This window comes from Streptomyces fagopyri, assembly GCF_009498275.1.
Taxonomy (GTDB): Bacteria; Actinomycetota; Actinomycetes; order Streptomycetales; family Streptomycetaceae; genus Streptomyces; species Streptomyces fagopyri.
Genome location: NZ_CP045643.1, coordinates 7903064 through 7919426, shown reverse-complemented (window position 1 = coordinate 7919426; position 16363 = coordinate 7903064). Strand labels below are relative to the sequence as shown.

At 72.4% G+C, this 16363-nt stretch carries 12 protein-coding genes and 1 pseudogene; 4 read left to right on the top strand and 9 right to left on the bottom strand.

Annotation, left to right across the window (positions count from 1 at the left end; genetic code table 11):
- Positions 1-78: 78 nt before the first annotated feature.
- From GFH48_RS34320 to GFH48_RS34305, 4 genes are all read right to left on the bottom strand, one after another.
- Entirely contained in the window at positions 79-1668 is a 1590-nt protein-coding gene (locus tag GFH48_RS34320; RefSeq protein WP_194280752.1) for a nitroreductase family protein, read from the bottom strand.
- Positions 1669-1870: 202 nt separating this feature from the next.
- Positions 1871-3826 carry a TOMM precursor leader peptide-binding protein gene (locus tag GFH48_RS34315; protein WP_228121086.1) on the bottom strand — a complete coding sequence of 652 codons (1956 nt, stop codon included), beginning with the start codon at positions 3824-3826 and terminating at the stop codon, positions 1871-1873.
- Positions 3816-6356, bottom strand: coding sequence for a TOMM precursor leader peptide-binding protein (locus GFH48_RS34310; RefSeq protein WP_153291965.1), 2541 nt, complete (start codon positions 6354-6356; stop codon positions 3816-3818). The genes GFH48_RS34315 and GFH48_RS34310 overlap by 11 nt, the downstream gene beginning before the upstream one ends.
- A gap of 35 nt (positions 6357-6391) precedes the next feature.
- Complete coding sequence (locus GFH48_RS34305) at positions 6392-7480, bottom strand: AfsR/SARP family transcriptional regulator (RefSeq protein WP_153291964.1); 1089 nt, start codon at positions 7478-7480, stop codon at positions 6392-6394.
- A 281-nt stretch (positions 7481-7761) separates the two neighbouring features.
- Here GFH48_RS34305 and GFH48_RS34300 point away from each other — a divergent pair, with 281 nt between their 5' ends.
- Positions 7762-7962: a hypothetical protein gene (locus GFH48_RS34300; protein ID WP_153291963.1), complete on the top strand. Its 201-nt coding sequence runs from the start codon at positions 7762-7764 to the stop codon at positions 7960-7962.
- Between the two features lie 430 nt (positions 7963-8392).
- On the opposite strand, the gene GFH48_RS34295 is transcribed toward GFH48_RS34300, so the two are convergent.
- Positions 8393-9220 carry an SDR family NAD(P)-dependent oxidoreductase gene (locus GFH48_RS34295; protein ID WP_153291962.1) on the bottom strand — a complete coding sequence of 276 codons (828 nt, stop codon included), beginning with the start codon at positions 9218-9220 and terminating at the stop codon, positions 8393-8395.
- A gap of 100 nt (positions 9221-9320) precedes the next feature.
- On the opposite strand from GFH48_RS34295, the gene GFH48_RS34290 reads away from it, so the two are divergent.
- Positions 9321-9905, top strand: coding sequence for a CGNR zinc finger domain-containing protein (locus GFH48_RS34290; RefSeq protein WP_228121084.1), 585 nt, complete (start codon positions 9321-9323; stop codon positions 9903-9905).
- A 142-nt stretch (positions 9906-10047) separates the two neighbouring features.
- Here the strand turns inward: GFH48_RS34290 and GFH48_RS34285 are convergent, their stop codons facing one another.
- Positions 10048-10941 carry an NADP-dependent oxidoreductase gene (locus GFH48_RS34285; RefSeq protein WP_153291961.1) on the bottom strand — a complete coding sequence of 298 codons (894 nt, stop codon included), beginning with the start codon at positions 10939-10941 and terminating at the stop codon, positions 10048-10050.
- Positions 10942-11272: 331 nt separating this feature from the next.
- Between GFH48_RS34285 and GFH48_RS34280 the strand changes: the two genes are divergently transcribed.
- Together GFH48_RS34280 and GFH48_RS34275 are read left to right on the top strand one after the other, a co-directional pair.
- Positions 11273-11686: a winged helix-turn-helix transcriptional regulator gene (locus tag GFH48_RS34280; RefSeq protein ID WP_228121083.1), complete on the top strand. Its 414-nt coding sequence runs from the start codon at positions 11273-11275 to the stop codon at positions 11684-11686.
- Between the two features lie 72 nt (positions 11687-11758).
- Positions 11759-12298: a GNAT family N-acetyltransferase gene (locus GFH48_RS34275; protein ID WP_153291959.1), complete on the top strand. Its 540-nt coding sequence runs from the start codon at positions 11759-11761 to the stop codon at positions 12296-12298.
- Positions 12299-12528: 230 nt separating this feature from the next.
- Here GFH48_RS34275 and GFH48_RS34270 read toward each other — a convergent pair whose 3' ends face one another.
- The 3 genes and pseudogenes from GFH48_RS34270 to GFH48_RS34260 all read right to left on the bottom strand — a co-directional run bounded on the left by GFH48_RS34270 (position 12529) and on the right by GFH48_RS34260 (position 16102).
- A complete protein-coding gene (locus GFH48_RS34270; protein ID WP_153291958.1) occupies positions 12529-12747 on the bottom strand; it encodes a helix-turn-helix domain-containing protein in 219 nt (72 codons plus the stop codon).
- Between the two features lie 91 nt (positions 12748-12838).
- Positions 12839-13950, bottom strand: a pseudogene (locus tag GFH48_RS34265) (ABC transporter substrate-binding protein).
- Between the two features lie 229 nt (positions 13951-14179).
- The gene (locus GFH48_RS34260; RefSeq protein ID WP_153291957.1) at positions 14180-16102 is read right to left on the bottom strand and encodes an FHA domain-containing protein; all 1923 of its coding nucleotides are present in this window, start codon (positions 16100-16102) and stop codon (positions 14180-14182) included.
- Positions 16103-16363 lie beyond the last annotated feature (261 nt).

The following is a 16363-nucleotide window of genomic DNA, read 5'->3' as shown; positions in this document are numbered from 1 at the left end:
GGCGGGTCGACCGGTGGCGCGGGGGCGGGACGGGGCTTCGGGGCGGGACGGGACCGCGAGGCCGGACGCGGCTTCGGGTCACGGCGCGACGATGTCGTAGCGGTAGTCGGCGGAGCGGGGGCGTTCGTGGCCGATCATCATGATCAGCAGCGGGATCTCGTCCCGCTGAGCCAGCCCGAGTTCCTCCTCGAACGAGACGCTGTCGAAGCCGAGGGCGACACCGCAGCCGGTGTCCGCCGCGGAGGCGGTGGTGTAGACGGCCTGGGCGACGGCGCCGACGACCGCGTTGACCAGGCGGTAGCCACGGTCCCCGACGGCGTCCAGCACGGCGTGGGTGCGGGCCACGGGCACCAGGACGGCCGCCGCCTGCTCCACGTTGTAGTTGGCGAGGAAGTAGTTCCGCTGGAGGAACGGGCCGTGGTCGCCCGCCTTCAGCAGCACCAGTTCGCCGGCTTCCGGGTCGTACTCGTAGAGTCCGGCGGGCACGTCACGGACATGGTTGACGAAGACGCAGAGCCGGGTCAGGGGCGCGCCGCCCGGTGTTTCCGCGTCGCTGTCGAGGGTGCTCGCGGCGACCGCGGCCCGCAGCGTGGCGGAGAGCCGGGCGGCGTCGAGCGGCTCGACGGACGTGAACCGCCCGAAGCTGCTGCGGCGTTCACGCAGCGCCCTGCGTACGGGGACCTCCAGCGGCGGAGGTTCCGGCAGCGGGACGCGGTCGCCGCGTGTGGCGGGCAGGGCGAGGGAGCCGTCCAGGACTCCGGGGGCGGGCCGGTCGGCGGCGCCGTCCAGGGTGGCGGCGTGGATGCGGCGCAGGGTCGGGAAGGACAGCACCCGGCGGGACTTCTCGTCGGGCACCTGCCGGACGACGGCGCCGGGAGCCGGCGGTGCCGGTGTCGCCGGAGGGGTGCCGTCCCAGCGCAGGGGTACGACGGCGAACACGCCGTCCTCGTCGGGAGTCAGCCCGAGCAGGCGGCCGAGCCGGGGCTCGTCGAACCAGAGGGCGCTGCCGAGGTGGAGGCCGTGCGCGCGGGCCCACATGCGCCAGGTCTGCACGAGGGCGCCGATGTCCATCGTCACGGCGTGGTAGCAGAAGCTGTTGTACTTGAAGGAGTTCTGCCAGAACGTCACGCCGAGGACGAGGAACTGGTCGGTCCCGGCGGCTTCCTCCAGGTCGCCGAGGGCGGTGCGGACCTCCGCGCTCACGTCACCCGAAAGGAGCCGGGTCACGCGGTGGTGCGGAGTGTCGTAGTAGTAGACGCCCGGTGTCAGGGGCCCGCCCGCCCCGCTGATCCAGTGCACGCCGATGGGGTAGAGGCCGCCGCCGGAGGCGGTGCCGCGCGACCAGTTGGCGTGCGAGTAGAACGGCAGGGAACCCAGGTCGGTGTTGGCCTGGACGGCGAGGCGGCGCCCGGTCAGACCGTAGGAGTCGCGGAGCATCGCGCCGAGCAAGGGCAGCGTGAACGCTCCGGTGCCGGTCTTGCCGAACAGGCCCCGGCCGAGGGTCGCGTCCTCGGCGCAGCCGCCGTCGGGCAGCGGCACGGACGCGGCGCCCGGGAAGAACTTGCCCTTGCGGGGACGGTCGGACCAGTCGGGGACGAAGTCGGCCGGCTCCATGGGGACCCGGCCCCGCCGCATCACCGCGGTCGCGTACTCATGGGCGTATCCCACGGTCACTCCCTCTTCTGTTCGTGCTCGTCTGTGGTCGGTGCCGTCGGCTGAAGTGCCGTGCGCCGGACGGTGGTTGGTGTCCAGGTCGGGGGCTGGTGCGTCGGTCCCGTGGCGGGCGCGGAGGTCGGGGGCCGGCGTACCGGTGGCTCGGCGGGCGCCGATGCCGGGGACCGCTGTGTCGCTCACTCGACGGGGGCCGCGGTCAAGGGAACGGATGCGGGGCCGGGTTGAGGCCGTCCGGCGGCAGGTCGTCGTCCCGCAGTCCGGCCTCGCGCAGCGCGGTGCGGACACGGGGCATCAGAGGGCCGCGCTGCCGGCTCCAGCCGAAGTCGATCGGGACCAGGCCGGGCACCAGGACCTTGACCGTGTGGAAGCCGAGGGCCCGCTGTTCGGCGACGGTCTGGTCGACCACCACCACGTCGAACCCCCGCGCCGTCACCGCGCCGACGCACGCCTCCACGTCGTCCCGGAGATCGGTCGAGACGGGCAGGGCACCCGGCCCGGAGGCGAGCGAGGCGAGCCGCACCCGGTCCGCCGGATCCCGGCCGCGCAGCAGGAAGTCGGTGTACCGGCCCATCTCGGGCAGCCCGTACAGGAGGGGGTGGTCGTGGAGCACGCGCACCTCGTCGAAGTCGTCGGCCATGCGGCGCAGTCGGCGTTCCTCGCGGGCGGTACGGCGGCGGAGGTTGACGGAGTCGGTGGCGATCTCGCAGAGCCCGCCGGCGAGCGCGTCCTCCGGGTCGAGGGAGGCACCCGCGCCGAAGCAGAGCAACCCCGGTCCGCCGTCGACGCGTTCGGCGACCGCGGTCACCACGGGCACCGGGAAGGTGACGCGGGTGTCGAAGAACCTCGCCCGGTAGCCGTACATCGCCAGCCGGTCGACCATGGCGCGGGTCGCCGGCCGGACGCTGCTCGACGGGTCGATCTCGGGCAGCCGGGCCCGGCCGAACCAGGCCAGCAGGAACGCGTCGCGCTCGATGGTCTCCATCAGTCCGTGGTAGACGGCCTCGGCGAGACTGCCGCCGGAGGCACAGCCGTTGGAGCTCTCCTGGACGAAGCGCCGCCGGACGCCACCCGGCGCGTGGTAGTACGCCACGACCTCCGGTACGAGGACCGGCCGGTCCTCGCGCAGCGACCAGCCCCACACCCATCGCACGGGACGGTCCGGGGCGAAGCGCGGCGCGTCCGGCTCGGCGGCGTGGAAGGTGTCGGAGTAGAGACCGGTGACGCGCGGGTCGAGCGCCGTGTCGCCGAGGTCGTCGAAGGTCGCGGTCACCGCGGTGCGCTTGGCCCTCGCCCGCATCCCGGCGTACCGCTCAAGTCCTTCCAGCAGTCCGACCCGTACGCTCGCGCCGTACGTACCGGTGTGACCGCCCCAGTAGCACTCCCGCAGGTAGTCGCCCGAGCGGGTGGTGAACGCGCCGACCGTGGAGGAGGTCGAGGCGGACGTCAGATCGGGTACGACGGACGGGCCGAGCATCCCGGTGACGGGGTTGGCGAACGCCTCCGGCGCCAGGTCGTAGGCGCCGAGGGGGCGCAGCCGGAAGCTGTCCGGGGCGTGCTTGGGGCTGGGCTCCAGGGTGACGCGGGCGGCCTCGGCGCTGTCGTCGGGGCGTGCTCCGCAGGACGGGCACTCCCCGTCCGGCACCAGCGGGAACCGGGCGACGCGCAGCGTCTCCAGGTCCAGCAGCCGGACCCACGGATGGCGGGCGGCGCGGGGCCGCCGGGCCGCCGCCGCGACGAGGGCGGACAGGGCGTCCACCACGAAGTCGGTCCGCCAGGGCGGGGTGCCGGTGGCCCGGGTCTCCCCGCCGCTCTCGATGGCGTCCCGCAGGTATCCGGCCCGCACCGACTGCCAGCGGCGGGCCAGACACCCGGGACAGCCCGGACCGCCCTCCGCGGCCGGCGGGCCGACCACGGCATGGTGCCCGTACAGCCCGACCTGTACGACGTCGGGCGTGAACTCGGCTGCTCCGGCGTTCAGTTCGTCGCGACGGCCGAGCGGGGTCACCACGGCCGACGGCGTGCCGGGGTGGCGCCCCGCGCGCTCCGCGAGGGCGGCGGTCAGCGCGGCGCAGACCTCGTCCCACGACCGGTCGGCCGACGGTCCGAGGGGCGCGGCCCGTTCTCGCGGCGCGGCCTCGGTCTCAGTCGGCACAGGGCGCTCCGCGGGTGAGCAGGACGCGTGCCGTGTGGATGTGGCCGGCGGCGAGGTCGGGGGCGGGCACCGGCACCGCGAGGGCGTCCCGGCCCGCGGCGGCGAGGCCGTCGAGCACGGCGGCCCAGGTGGTGCCGCTGTCCGGCAGCGGTACGGTGCCCTCGGCGACGAGGGTTCCGGCGTCCAGGTCGGCCCACATCGGGTCGCCGGTGTCGGGGCCGTCCGCGGCACGGCGCACCTGCTCGGCGCCGAGCAGGTCGCGCAGGGCCTCCAGTACGGCATCGCGGTGCCGGAGACCGCCGCCGGTCGCCCAGCGGACCGCTCCGGTCGCCGGATCGGTGAGGCGGGCCAGAGTGACGGGCAGCAGACCGCCGCCGGCCGCGGTGAGGTCGAGGATCTCGACGGTGACGCCGAGGTTGTCCGCGGAACGCAGCAGGAAGAGCAGTTCGGGGTCGGCCGTGAGGGAGGCGTGGTCCACGGTCGGCACCGGGGCGGTGCGGCGGACGGCGCCGCGCGACGCGTCGAGGGCGAGCGCGGTCGTGAGGGCTCGGGCCAGCGCGGCGCGCGGGCTGCCGGCGGCGCCGGTGCCGGCCGAGCTGCGCTCGAACAGGCCCAGGTTGTTCCAGCCGCCCAGGGTGCGGACGGCGGCCGTCGGCACCAGCACGGTCCGTCCGTCGGTCAGGGAGACGGCCTCGCTCCAGTGCGCGACCCGGTCCGCCGGTACGTCGAGACCGCTGGAGAGGGCCAGTTCGGGCGGCGCGACGCGCGTCCACCTGCCGACGGCGGCCCGGAGGCCGGGCGCGTCGAACACCCGGGGCGGGACGACGTGTTCGGCGTAGACCTCCGCGGCCCGGAAGAGAGCCGTGAGACGGGCGCCGGCCACGGTGTGGACGTCGGCGGCGCAGACCCGGCGCACCCGCCCCGGGCCGACACCGAGGCGGACGGTGCTGAGCTTGAGGGGTGTCTGCTCCCAGTCGTCGTCGGCGAACGCGGTGAAGACACCGGCCCGCTCGTGGACGAGGACGTCGCGCTCCTCGAGTGCCGTGAGCAGGGTCCGGGCGGCGTCCTCGTCGGCGGCCCCGTCCCCGGGCGGCGCGGCGGGCTCGTCGTCCGGGTGGGGCGCGCGCAGGACGTCGCCGGGCGGGGCGGCGGGTTCGGCGGGGCCGGTGTTCCGCGCGACGGCCCTCCCGGCGGCGGGATTCTCGACGACGGCGTTCCCGACGGCGGTGCCGCCGCTGGCGGTTGTACCGACGGTCGCTTTGTCGCCGGTGGTTCTGTCCCCGGTGGTGATGTCGACCGCGCCGGGATCCTGGACCGCGGCGGTGTTCCCGGCTGCGCAGTACGGGCAGCGGGGGTGCGGCAGCAGCGGTTCGGTCAGTACGTCGAGCGAGTCGAGGTCCTGGACCACTATCTGGTTGCGGGTCTCGGCGGGCAGCGCCCCGGTGGCGAGGCGGAACACCTCGAAGGCGAGGAGGTTGCCGAGCATGCCCGCGAGCGGACCGGTGAGGTCGTGCGCGGGGGCGCCGAGCGGTGTGGCGGGGCCGACGGAGGCCCACAGTTCCGCGCTGTCCGCGGCGTCGGCGCCCGCACCGAGCCGCAGGGCCGCGCAGCACCAGCAGCCGACGGTACCGGTGGTCATCACGGGGCCGACGACGGCACGGTTGCCGAAGGTCCAGGCGCCCAGCAGACGGCGGCCCTCGGGCACGCCCTCGGCGAGCAGCCGGAGCAGCTGGCGGCGCCCGGCGGCACCGGTGACCAGGACGGTGTCCCAGCCGTCGAGGTCCTGCCAGCCGTACGTCCCGTCACCGGACCGGGCACCCGCGGTGCGGGGGTCTTCGGCGTCCGCGCCCGTCGAGACGGCGGGAGCCACCGGCGAGGTCTCCTCGACGAGTGTCGCCGCGCCGGGCGCGGGCAGGCGGACCAGCCGCGGCGCGCAACCCGCTCCGGCGAGGGCGGCGGCCTCCGCGTCGAGGTCGGACACGCCCTCGACGCCGTGGAGTTCGCGGGAGAGCACGTCGGACGGCTCATCGTGTTCGGTGACGGCCACCGCGGCGCAGCCGTTGCGGAGCAGGCCGAGCGCCGCCCAGCGCGCCAGGGCGTCGTCGCCCAGCACGGCGACCGGAGTGGAACGGAAGCGCAGGAAACGGCCGGGCGCGTCGTCCGCGTAGTGGTCGAGGTAGTCGAGCTGATGGGCGAAACGATTCTCCACCTGCGGCGACAGGGTCTCCGCCGGAATGGTGAGCGCGGCGTCCCGGGCGAAACCACGCGCGTAGAGTGCGCGCACGAGTTGGACCACCATGTCGCGCTGCTTGTCCCCCAGGCCGACGCAGAGTTCCTCGACCCGGCGCTCGCCGTCGAAGTGCGGCACGATCAGCGTGGCGAAGCGGTAGGCGGACTGTGTGACGACGTTGAACCCGCCGTGGGCGTTGTGGAAGAGCACCCCGGACGGAGTCCGGGTGAACAGGACGTCCCTGCGGATGCGGGGCCGCGACTGAGCGATCTCCTCGTAGGACGCGGGAGCGTTGGCCATGGGGTGCGGAAACCTCCATAGAGCGGGGGGGACGGTCAGCCGACGGTCGACGGGGGGAGGTCCGTCGGATCGGGTGGAGCGGCGGCCGGCAGACTGGCACCGGCCGCGCGGACGAAGAGCCGGAGCAGGTCGTGGACGCGGTACCGGCCGGACGGATCCTCTTCCAGCAGCCCGGCGTTGACGAGCGCGCGCAGGACCAGGGTGCCGGGGGCCGGCGGAGAGGCCCGTCCGAGACCGGCCGGCGCCTCGGCGGCCACCGACGGCGGTACGCCCGCGGCGGGCAACGCGCTGCGCCCGTCGGTCGGTTCGCCGCGCAGGACGGCGCCGTGCAGATCGCGCAGGGCCGGGCCGGGCTCCACGCCCAGCTCCGACGTGAGGTACGTGTGGATCCTGCGATACTCGGCGAGGGCCTCGGCACGTCGCCCGGAGCGGTACAGGGCCTCGATGAGCAGGGCGGACAGCCCCTCGTGGCCGGGACCGGTCCGGACCGCCTCGCGGGCCTCCGCGATCATCTCCCGGTGCCGTCCCAGGCGCAGTTCGCCGTCGAAGACACGCTCGACGGCGAGGAGCCGCTCCTCGACCAAGCGCGGCACGTGGTCGCGATGGAGCTCGTCGGAGTGGACGTTGCCGAGGAGAGGGCCCTTCCACAGACGCAGCGCGGCCCGCGCCAGGTCCAGCGCCGACTCCGGATCGTCACCGGCATCGGCCCGGGCCAGCAGTTCACGGAACCGCAGCAGGTCGAGGGTGTCGGCGTCGGCGTGCAGCCGGTAGCCGCCGGGAACGGCCTCGATGGCGTGGTCGGCGACGCCGTATTTCGCGAAGAGACGGCGCAGTCGCAGTACACAGGTGTGCAGAGCCGACCGGCCGCCGGCCGGGGGCCGGTTTCCCCAGACCACGCGCTGGAGCAGGTCGGCGGAGACGACAGCACCGGGATGCAGGAGTAACGCGGCGAGCAGCGAACTCGGTTTGGAGGGCTGGAGTACGACGGTCTCTCGGCCGTCGGTGATGGCAAGCAGCCCGAGCACCAGGAACCGGGGCCGGCTGGTGGCGGCCGCTGCGGCCGTCCGTTCGGGAAGTGCGCCGTCGGGCGCGGGGGCACCGGTCTTCACCACAGCCTTTCGCATCGCACGGTGGGTGGGGTGTTCCACCAAAGCACTTGCAGGGCAGCGCAGTTGCCCGCGCCAGGGATGTGTGGCGGGTACAACCGCGCTACCGAGTGGGGAACTTAGATTCGATCAGGCCACCACGTCCAGTGGTTGGCACGAAACAACTGGTTACATGTGTGATTGCCGAAGCCGTTGGTGCCCATGTGCGGGGATGTGGTTTTGGCAGGCGGTCTGCCAGGGCATACGCTCCGGGAGGAGTGCCGCGGGATCCCCCGTACGCCGCGCTCAGGGGAGGATCCATGCCGTGGTGGGCGTTGATCCCGGTGGTCTCGATGATCACCGGGCCCGTCGCTCTGTACCTCATGACCCGGCGCAAGCGCCGGTCCGAGGGGACCGATGAGCGCTACGAACAACTCTCGCGGAAGTACACCGCCCTGCTGGAGGACTCCACCGCGGGCGAACTGCCCAACGGCCGGGCGCGCTACCCGGATCAGCCCTGATCGACCGTCGGATGCGGGATTCCCGGGGCGGCCGTAGGGCTGCCCGGGCGAACGGTCCGCGCCACGGTCCGAGCGGTCAGCGCACCACCGGCCCGCGTCGACGACGTCTGCGGCGGTTCCCCGCTCCGACGACCGGGCCGGACACCACGGACGGCGCCGGCGGGCACGACTGAAGCCGGACATCTCCGCCGGGTTCCTGGTCCAGGAACCCGAGGGCTTCACCGATCGACCCTCGCGGCCGGACACACCGGGGTCGAATTCGGGCCGCCGCTCGGCCAGTTGGGCTTACCCCCGATGACCCGGCCCTCACCTCCACCGCAGGACGACGTCACGACCTCACGCCTGGCTACGACGTTCTCAGGACTCGTTGACACGCGACGCGCGAACAGCGCCGGTCACGCCCGCGCACCCGTCACTCTCAGGCGTCGACTCACTGTCGGGCGTCGACGCCCTCTGTGACGCTGCTCCAGGTGTCGAGGTCGGCGAGGCGCGCGTCGAGCGCGGCGCGCATGGCGGAGCCACTGACGACACCCAGGGCGAGGCGGCGGGGCGGGTCGATGTCGGCGACCGCGATGCGGATACCGGCGGCGACGCGCCCGGCGGCGGATGCGGCAGGGCCGTCGGGCAGCGGGGCGCGGACGGTCCGGTCGTAGTCGGCGTGGGTGGTGGCGGCCTGGTCGAGGTTGCCGCCGAAGGCGGTGTCGGTGGGGCCGGGCTGCACGAGGGTGACCTTGACGCCCAGCGGGGCGACCTCGGCCGCCAGGGCGTCGGACAGGCCCTCGACGGCGTACTTGGTCGCGGCGAGCAGGCCCAGGCCCGGGACCGCGGTCTGCCCGAAGATGGACGAGCCCTGCAGGATGTGCCCGGAGCCCTGGCGGCGCAGCACCGGCAGGACGGCACGCAGGACGTTCAGCACGCCGAAGACGTTCGTGTCGAAGATGGCTCGCGCCTGCGCGTCGTCTACCTCCTCGACAGCGCCGAACACGCCGTAGCCGGCGTTGTTGGCGACGACGTCGACGCGCCCGAACGCCGCGACCGCCCGGTCGACGGCCGCTCGGACCGCACCCTCGTCGGCGACGTCGGCGCTGATGGTCAGCAACCGGTCATGGCTGCCGAGATCCCGGAGAGTGACGCTGTCGCGGGCCACGGCCGCGACCGACTCCCCGGCGTCCAGAGCCTGGCGAACCAGTTCGCGGCCGATCCCGGAGGACGCGCCGGTGATGAACCAAACCTTTGAGGTGTTCTCTGCGATCGTCATGTTGCCACCATAGGATTTTAGATGGCAACAGGTCAAGCGTCGATGCCTCACAAGTTGCCACCTACTGGCTTACGCTTCCCTCTGCTTGTACTCTGAGTGCATGAAGGAGAGCCTGGAGGAGCCGATACGGAGCGGGGCGGACGCGGCCCAGTTGGTGCTGGGGTTCCTGAACACGCGAGCGAACGCGGCCGGGGACCCGGAGGTCTTCGCGTCGCCCGACGGCTTCGCCGACTGGGCGCGCGGGGAGAACCTGCCGACCGCCGGCACCGTGGTGACCGAATCCGACGCCGTCGCCGCCCGCGAACTGCGTGACGCCCTGGTCACGGTCCTGCTCGCCCACGCCGACGACCGGACGCTCAGCGACGAAGAGGTGGCCGACGCGGAAGCCCGACTCGTACAGGCATCGGTCCGGTATCCCCTGATCAGCCTGATCAGCACACGTGGGGCCCGCCTCACCGGGGCCTCGACCGGCACCCCCGGCATCCTGGGAACCGTCGTGGCCGCCGTGACCCAACTCGCCCTGCACGACGACTGGGCTCGCCTCAAAGCCTGCTGCAACCCTCCGTGCCACACCGCGTTCGTCGACCGCACCCGCAACCGCGCCGCCCGCTACTGCAGTCCCGCCTGCAATTCACAGGTCTCGATGCGGGCGCTGCGCGAACGCCGCAGGAACCCCCCCGCCTGAGGACGCGACCCCTCACCCATGCGTGGAGAGACGCGGCCGCCGCGAACGAAGTGGCGCGTCCGAGACCGTCCGGTGGGCGTTCCGGTGTTCCACGCGCACACCGCGTTCCTCTCCGTCCGGGTGCCCGGTCGTCCGCCCCGTTTCAGGGGATGAGCACGATCCGCCCGGGCAGGCCCCCTTCGGCCAGCCGCGCGTGGGCCGCGGCCGCGGAGCGCAGGGGGTAGGTCTCCGCGACCCGCGCCCGCAGCACCCCCTCGTCCGCGAGACACGACAGTTCGGTGAGCAGGGGCCCGTCGGCTCGCACGCTCAGCGCGCCGACCCGGATGCCGCGCTCGGGCCGGGGTTCCCGGCCGGGCCACAGACCGACGTGGATGCCGCCGTCGCGGACGGCGGCGAGCGCGTCGGGTCCCAGCCCCGCGGCATCGAGCACGCCGTCGAAGCCGGCCGCCGTGGGAGTCTGTCCGCGAGCCACGAAGTGGTCGGCGCCCCGGGAGACGACGTACTCCCCGGAGGCGGCCGAATCGAGTCCGGTGACCTTCAGTCCCCGCCGGTGGGCGAGTTCCACCGTGTGGGCGCCGACACCTCCCGCCGCTCCGGTGACCAGCAGGCTCTGCCCGGGAGTCAGGGAGAGCAGGCGCAGCGCCTGGGCGGCGGTGGTCGTGTTCAGGGGGAGTGTCGCGGCGTGGACGTCGTCGAGGGTCGTGGGCGCCGCTGCGAGGGTGTCGCCGTCCAGGACGACGTAGTCGGCGTGGGTGCCGAGCGGCTTGTGATGGCCTGTGACCAGGGCGATGACACGGTCGCCGGTCGACCAGGAGGTGCCGGGGCCGACGATGTCGACGGTTCCGGCGACGTCGAAGCCGAGCCCGATGCCTGCCTCACCTCCGAAGACGCCGGACCGCATGGCCGCGTCCACGGGATTCAAGGCGGCTGCGCTCACCTTGATCCGTACTTGTCCCGGGCCCGGCTCGGGTATCGGGTGTTCGGTGATCTCCACGGCATCGGGGCCACCGAAACGGGCGACGGTCGCGGCACGCATGAGCATGATCTTCCTCCAGAAAGGGGTGACGGCAGAAAGGGGTGACGGCAGAAGAGGGTGGCGGCGCACTGAACGCCGTCGGATCTTGGATCGCGGGCAGGTCCCACTCGACGGGCGACGGCGCCGGAACCCTCGTAGCGGCCCCTGCCTCCTGTCGGCGCGCACCGCGCGACCGGTCCGGGAGACCGCCCCCGACCGTTCTCTCGTACGCCTGTGACCTGGCTTCTTACTTTTGGTGCGCAGCCCCATGATGAGTCAGCATGGGAGGGCTTACAAAAGGCACACGCGTGTGCGGAACCCGCGTGCGCGGAACAGGAAGGGCAGGTGTGTCATGCACGACGGCGCGACGGAGGAGCGGGCTGCCGTCCCGGCGGGGCCCTGCGGTCGCTGGCCCCTGGAGAAGGGCGAGGGCATCCGGCACATCCTGGACCGGGCCGGCGACAAGTGGACCGTGCTGGTGATCGGCACGCTGGAACACGGACCGGTGCGCTACACCGACCTGCAACGCTCCGTCACGGGGATCTCCCAGCGGATGCTCACCCACACCCTCCACCGGCTGCAACGCGACGGTCTCGTCACACGCACCGCCTACCCCGAGGTGCCTCCGAGGGTGGAGTACGCGCTGACCGAGCTGGGCACCACCCTGCTCGGCGCCGTCACCGTGCTGATCGACTGGGCCGGCACCCACCACGACGAGATCTGCGCGCACCGTTCCGCCTTCGACGAGGCGGCGCCCACGGCCTGACGAACGCATCCCGGGCGGGCGTGCCGCGAAACCGGAGTGCGGTCGGAACCCGCTCCCGGGCAGGATGGCCGTATGGATCAGCCTCTTGACGTGCCCGAGCTCGCCGCCGATGGCGGGATCACGCTGCGGCCGTGGACCCTCTCGGACCTCGACCTCGTCCGTGAGGCGTCGGAAGACGACTACATCCCGTTGATCACGACGGTGCCTTCCCCTTTCTCCGACTCCGCGGGCGTCCCGTTCGTCGAGCGGCAATGGGGCCGAGCGACGGGCAGGACCGGCTACCCGTTCGTCATCGTGGACTCCGAGGGCCGGCCGGTCGGCACCGTGGGGCTGTGGCTGCGGGACGTGGGGCAGGGGCGTGCGTCACTGGGCTACTGGGTCGTCAAGTCGGCCCGTGGCCGGGGGACCGCCGCCACCGCGCTGAGCACGGTCGCCCATTGGGCCTTGCACACACTGCGGATTCCCCGGCTCGAACTGTGCGTGGAGCCGTGGAACGCGGCATCCGCGCGCACCGCGGAGCGCGTCGGGTTCCAGCGTGAGGGACTGCTGCGGGGGTGGCAGCAGATCGGGAGCGAGCGCCGGCACATGGTCATGTATGCGCTGCTGAGCTGATCACCGGCTTCGGCCGGACCCCGGAAGGGCGGCCCGCCCCGGCCCGTGACCCGCGCGACCCGAGACCGGCCATCACCGGTGCCATCGGCCCTCGGCAACCGCGGTGAACGTCCGCCGGAAATCCTTGCGGCCGTACAACGGCCGGCCCCGCCGCAGGCGTCGGGGCGCACCACGTCGATTCCTGCCCTCGGCCTGAGGGACCCTCTCGCGCGTTGGGCGTCGGACGCCGCCTAGCAAGCCAGCATCTTCTGGATCGCCTGGCGTGTCACCCCGAGTTCACGTGCGATGTAGGACTGCGAGACGCCCTGAGCGAGGAGGCTCTGCATCAGATCGCGCCGTTCGAGGGCGAACTGCCGGGCCAGGCGCGTGTGATGGATGGCCTGCGCTCGGGCCTCCTTGATCTGCTCGATGGTCGACTCGTACATGGAGAGTTCACCCTTGTCCGCCACGCACCCCATGATGACAACCCCTGGTTGTCGACGTCAACCACCCGTTGTCAATCCTCGCGTTGACCGAAGAGTGTCTCACCCGCCCCCTCACTCAGCCGGTGTGGCGGATCCTGAAGCCGCCGGATTGAACCGGATCCCGATCGGCGACCTGCACGGGCGCCCACTGCCATTGCCACACGCCGATGCCTTGAGTACGGGAGAACCGGATCGTCCCGCGAGTGCCTTCGACGGCGACACACGGCCAGGATTCGGCGATGCGCGCCCGGTCCGTCCCGTGGGAACGCAGCACTTCGGCGAGGACGGCGATCGTGTCGTAGCCCTCGAAGGCGACGAAGGAGGGCGCTTCGGCCAGTCGCTCTCGAAGAGCCGCCCCGACCCGCGCACCGAGCGGGCCGAGTCGCTCGGGCAGGTAGCGCAGGAACGGGATCGCGGTGCCGTCCACGCCCAGCGACTCCACCCAGCCGGCGAACTCCGGCTGCCCCGCCGGAGCACCGATCGTGATCTCGGCGAGGCGTGGGTCGCGCCGGACGGATCTGACGATGGACACCGCGGGCTCCGGGTGACCGACCAGGAGAAGGAGGGCTGTCGCGCGCAGGTCGACGAGTCGGTCGCAGACGTCCGCGGGCGAGAGGGCGCGCGGGTCGAGGTCGAGGACCGTGCCGCCGCGTGGAGCGAGGTGGTCCCGCAGAACGCGGGCCCCGGACGCCCAGTAGACACTCGGATCGGCCACCACCGCGATCCGGCTGTGGCCCGCGCCGAGAGGAAGTCCGCGTAGATCCGCCAGCCATGGGACTGCGCGGGTGCGAGGCGCGCGACCCATTCCGTCGGCTGGTCGGTGAGCGCGTCGAGAACGGCTGACGAACACAGGAACGGCAGGCCGAGGGCGTCGGCCCGGACGGCAGCGGCGCGAGCAACGACGCTGTGGTACTCCCCCACCACGGCGGCCATGCCCAGGCGGGCCCATTCTTCCACGGCCGCCGTGGCCTTCCGAGGGTCGGCCGCGGTGTCTCTGACCACCAGTTCGAGCGGCCTTCCGGCGATTCCGCCGGCCTCGTTGACCTCCAGAACGGCCAGTTCGAGCCCGGCGAGCAGGTGGTGGCCCGCCTCCACCCAGCCGGGCCGGGTCAGCGGGACGAGAGCGCCGATCCGGATGGACGATCCCCCGGTCCGCTCCGCTCCGGCTGACGGCGATGACGTATTCATGAGGTGCTGTGTCCCCCTGCGACGATTCGACTGCCGTCCTGCCGGTCACCGCGTGGCGAGGCCCGTCGGGTACGGCTTCCTCCCACCCCAGCATGACGGGGACACCCAGGTGGCCACATCCGACATTGCGTACGGTGCGATGCACGACAACTCCACCGACGGCCCACGGCAGTTGCCGTGAGCCGTCGTCACCGGAGAGAACCCGGCGGTGCTCGTCCTCAGCCGTGGTTCAGGAAGGCAGGTTCGCGGGCGCGAGACCCGCCGGGATGTTTCGCGGGTCGGCGGGGCGTGGGACGTAGACGGGAGCGTCCGACTGGTAGAAGAGGTCTATGTCGGCCTCTTCGCCGCCGACGATGAGGGTGTCCCATGCGCCGCTCTCCCAGAGGGTGCGCAGCGTGGCGGGCTCCAACGCCGAGAGGTGGGAGCGCAGTTCGTCGTCGGTGGGCAAGCCCGGCAGCCTGGGCGCGAGCCGCTCGCGGATGCCGCTCATCCTCTCCAGCAGGGCGTCCAGGTGCGTCTGCCCGGCCTCGGGGTCGTGGTCGGCCGCCGGTTCCATGCTGCGGGCGATGATGTCCTTGATCGCGCGGGTCGTGCCCTGCTCGTCGGTGGTCACCATGGCGTTCCAGGCCCGGCTCTTGTGCCGGTACTGGAGCATGGACATCGCCGCTTCGTGGCGGATGAAGTCGGCGTCACGCAGCGGCTTGCCCCGCCATGCGCGGCTGAGGGAGCGGGCCAGCGAAGTGGCGCTGGCCAGACCGCTGTTGAGGCCGCGTCCCGGCCAGAAGTGGATGGCGTTGGCCGCGTCGCCCAGCAGGAAGCCGTACGTACCGGGGCCGGACGGGGTCGGGCGGCTGAGCTGGGCGGTGAACCGGGGGCGCTGCACCATGTCCAGCCGGAACGACGTGACCGCGGTGAGATCGTCCTCGGCCATGCCGAACAGCTTCAGCCCCTCCCGGATCCGCTTCCACAGGGGCGAACCGCGCAGCAGCGCGGGGAGGAAGAGGGTTCCGTGCGTGGGGCAGCGGAACTCGTTGTCCTCCTCACGGCTCATGACACAGGGGCGGGCGGCGATGCACTCCTCGAAGACCTGGCGGACCGGGTCGATGCCGACGACGTTCCTGGCCTCCTCGCGGGTGAGGCGCATGTTGAGAAAGCCCTCGCCGCGCAGCGAGTTGAGGAGGAACCTGTTCTGCGAAACGGTCAGCAGGACGCTCATCGGGTCGGAGAGCGGGGACTTCACCCGCAGCCCCAGCACCACGTCCTGCAGGTGGTCGCCTTCGAGGGAGTAGATCGACGCGTCGGCCGCGCCGAAGCGGTCCTTGTAGTGCTCCCGGGTGCGGGACCGCCCGCCCTCGCAGACCACCAGCACATGTTCCTGCGAGAGCCTGCCCTGGTGTTCCGACGGGTCGAAGTGCTTCGGTATCAGGCGGATCGCGGAGCTCTTGTTCGCCAGTTCCAGAAGGCGGTCCTCGATGTAGGCGATCCGGATGTTGCGGGGCGGCCTGCCCTCCACGGAGTCCGGTCCGACGGGCCACATCTCCGCGTACTGACCCGAGTCGAACAGCGCCGACTGCATCTCCTCGGGCAGGGCGAGGTACTGCCGGCTCTGGATGGTCACGACCTGCTGGCGACGGGTGTTGCCGTGGGTCTCGTCCTTCCAGACGACGGAGGGACCGTCCTTGATCCACCGGCCCTCGTAGACCTTGATGGCGACCCGCCCGCGCAGCATGTTCTCCAGCGTCAGCGCGAAGGCGAGGCCGACCGGGCCGCCACCGGTGATCGTGACGCGGAGCTGCTCGGGGTCGTCGGAGGCCTGGGTCCGTGGCATGTCGAGGAGGGAGAGGTCCATGACCGTCTCCATGGCGTCCTGCGATTCGAAGAGGAAGGTCTCCTCGCCGATCCGGATGCGGTCGTTCGCACGCAGCGCGTGCCGCGTGATGCGCTGATCGTTGACGAAGGTGCCGTTCCGGCTGCGGTCGTACAGAACGAAGCCGGCGTCCTCCTCCAGGATTTCGGCATGCAGCCGTGACGCACTGACACTGACGATGACGACATCGTTGTCGCTCTTGCGGCCGAACGTCAGCGGAGCAGAGCTCAGAACCGCGCTTTGACCGGTGAAGGGACCCGTTTGCCCGACGATGACCGATGGCACTTGTACTCCTCGATGATGGCACTCAACAGATGGGGGGAGGCCGCGTGATGGGGCTCCCCCGCCAGAGGACGGAGCTGTCGCTCACGCGTGGGGGCCCGGCGCGGTTCGGTACTCCCGGGAGGGGATCCCCGTGCCTTCGCCGCGCGCCGGCCCCTGTCGTGGCCGGCCCGGTACGGCTGTCCGTCTCCGGCGGTGATGACGGCAGGGCCGCGGTCCGCGGTCCCGGAAACCTCCGCCTGCCGAGCGGACTTCGTGACCGGC

Excerpts from the sequence above, each read along its gene's own strand:
- GFH48_RS34310 (WP_153291965.1), bottom strand. The coding sequence starts at position 6,356 with ATGGCCAACGCTCCCGCGTCCTACGAGGAGATCGCTCAGTCGCGGCCC.
- GFH48_RS34285 (WP_153291961.1), bottom strand. The coding sequence starts at position 10,941 with ATGCGTGCCGCGACCGTCGCCCGTTTCGGTGGCCCCGATGCCGTGGAG.
- GFH48_RS34295 (WP_153291962.1), bottom strand. The coding sequence starts at position 9,220 with ATGACGATCGCAGAGAACACCTCAAAGGTTTGGTTCATCACCGGCGCG.
- GFH48_RS34290 (WP_228121084.1), top strand. The coding sequence starts at position 9,321 with ATGAAGGAGAGCCTGGAGGAGCCGATACGGAGCGGGGCGGACGCGGCC.
- GFH48_RS34275 (WP_153291959.1), top strand. The coding sequence starts at position 11,759 with ATGGATCAGCCTCTTGACGTGCCCGAGCTCGCCGCCGATGGCGGGATC.
- GFH48_RS34305 (WP_153291964.1), bottom strand. The coding sequence starts at position 7,480 with ATGCGAAAGGCTGTGGTGAAGACCGGTGCCCCCGCGCCCGACGGCGCA.
- GFH48_RS34280 (WP_228121083.1), top strand. The coding sequence starts at position 11,273 with ATGCACGACGGCGCGACGGAGGAGCGGGCTGCCGTCCCGGCGGGGCCC.
- GFH48_RS34300 (WP_153291963.1), top strand. The coding sequence starts at position 7,762 with ATGCCGTGGTGGGCGTTGATCCCGGTGGTCTCGATGATCACCGGGCCC.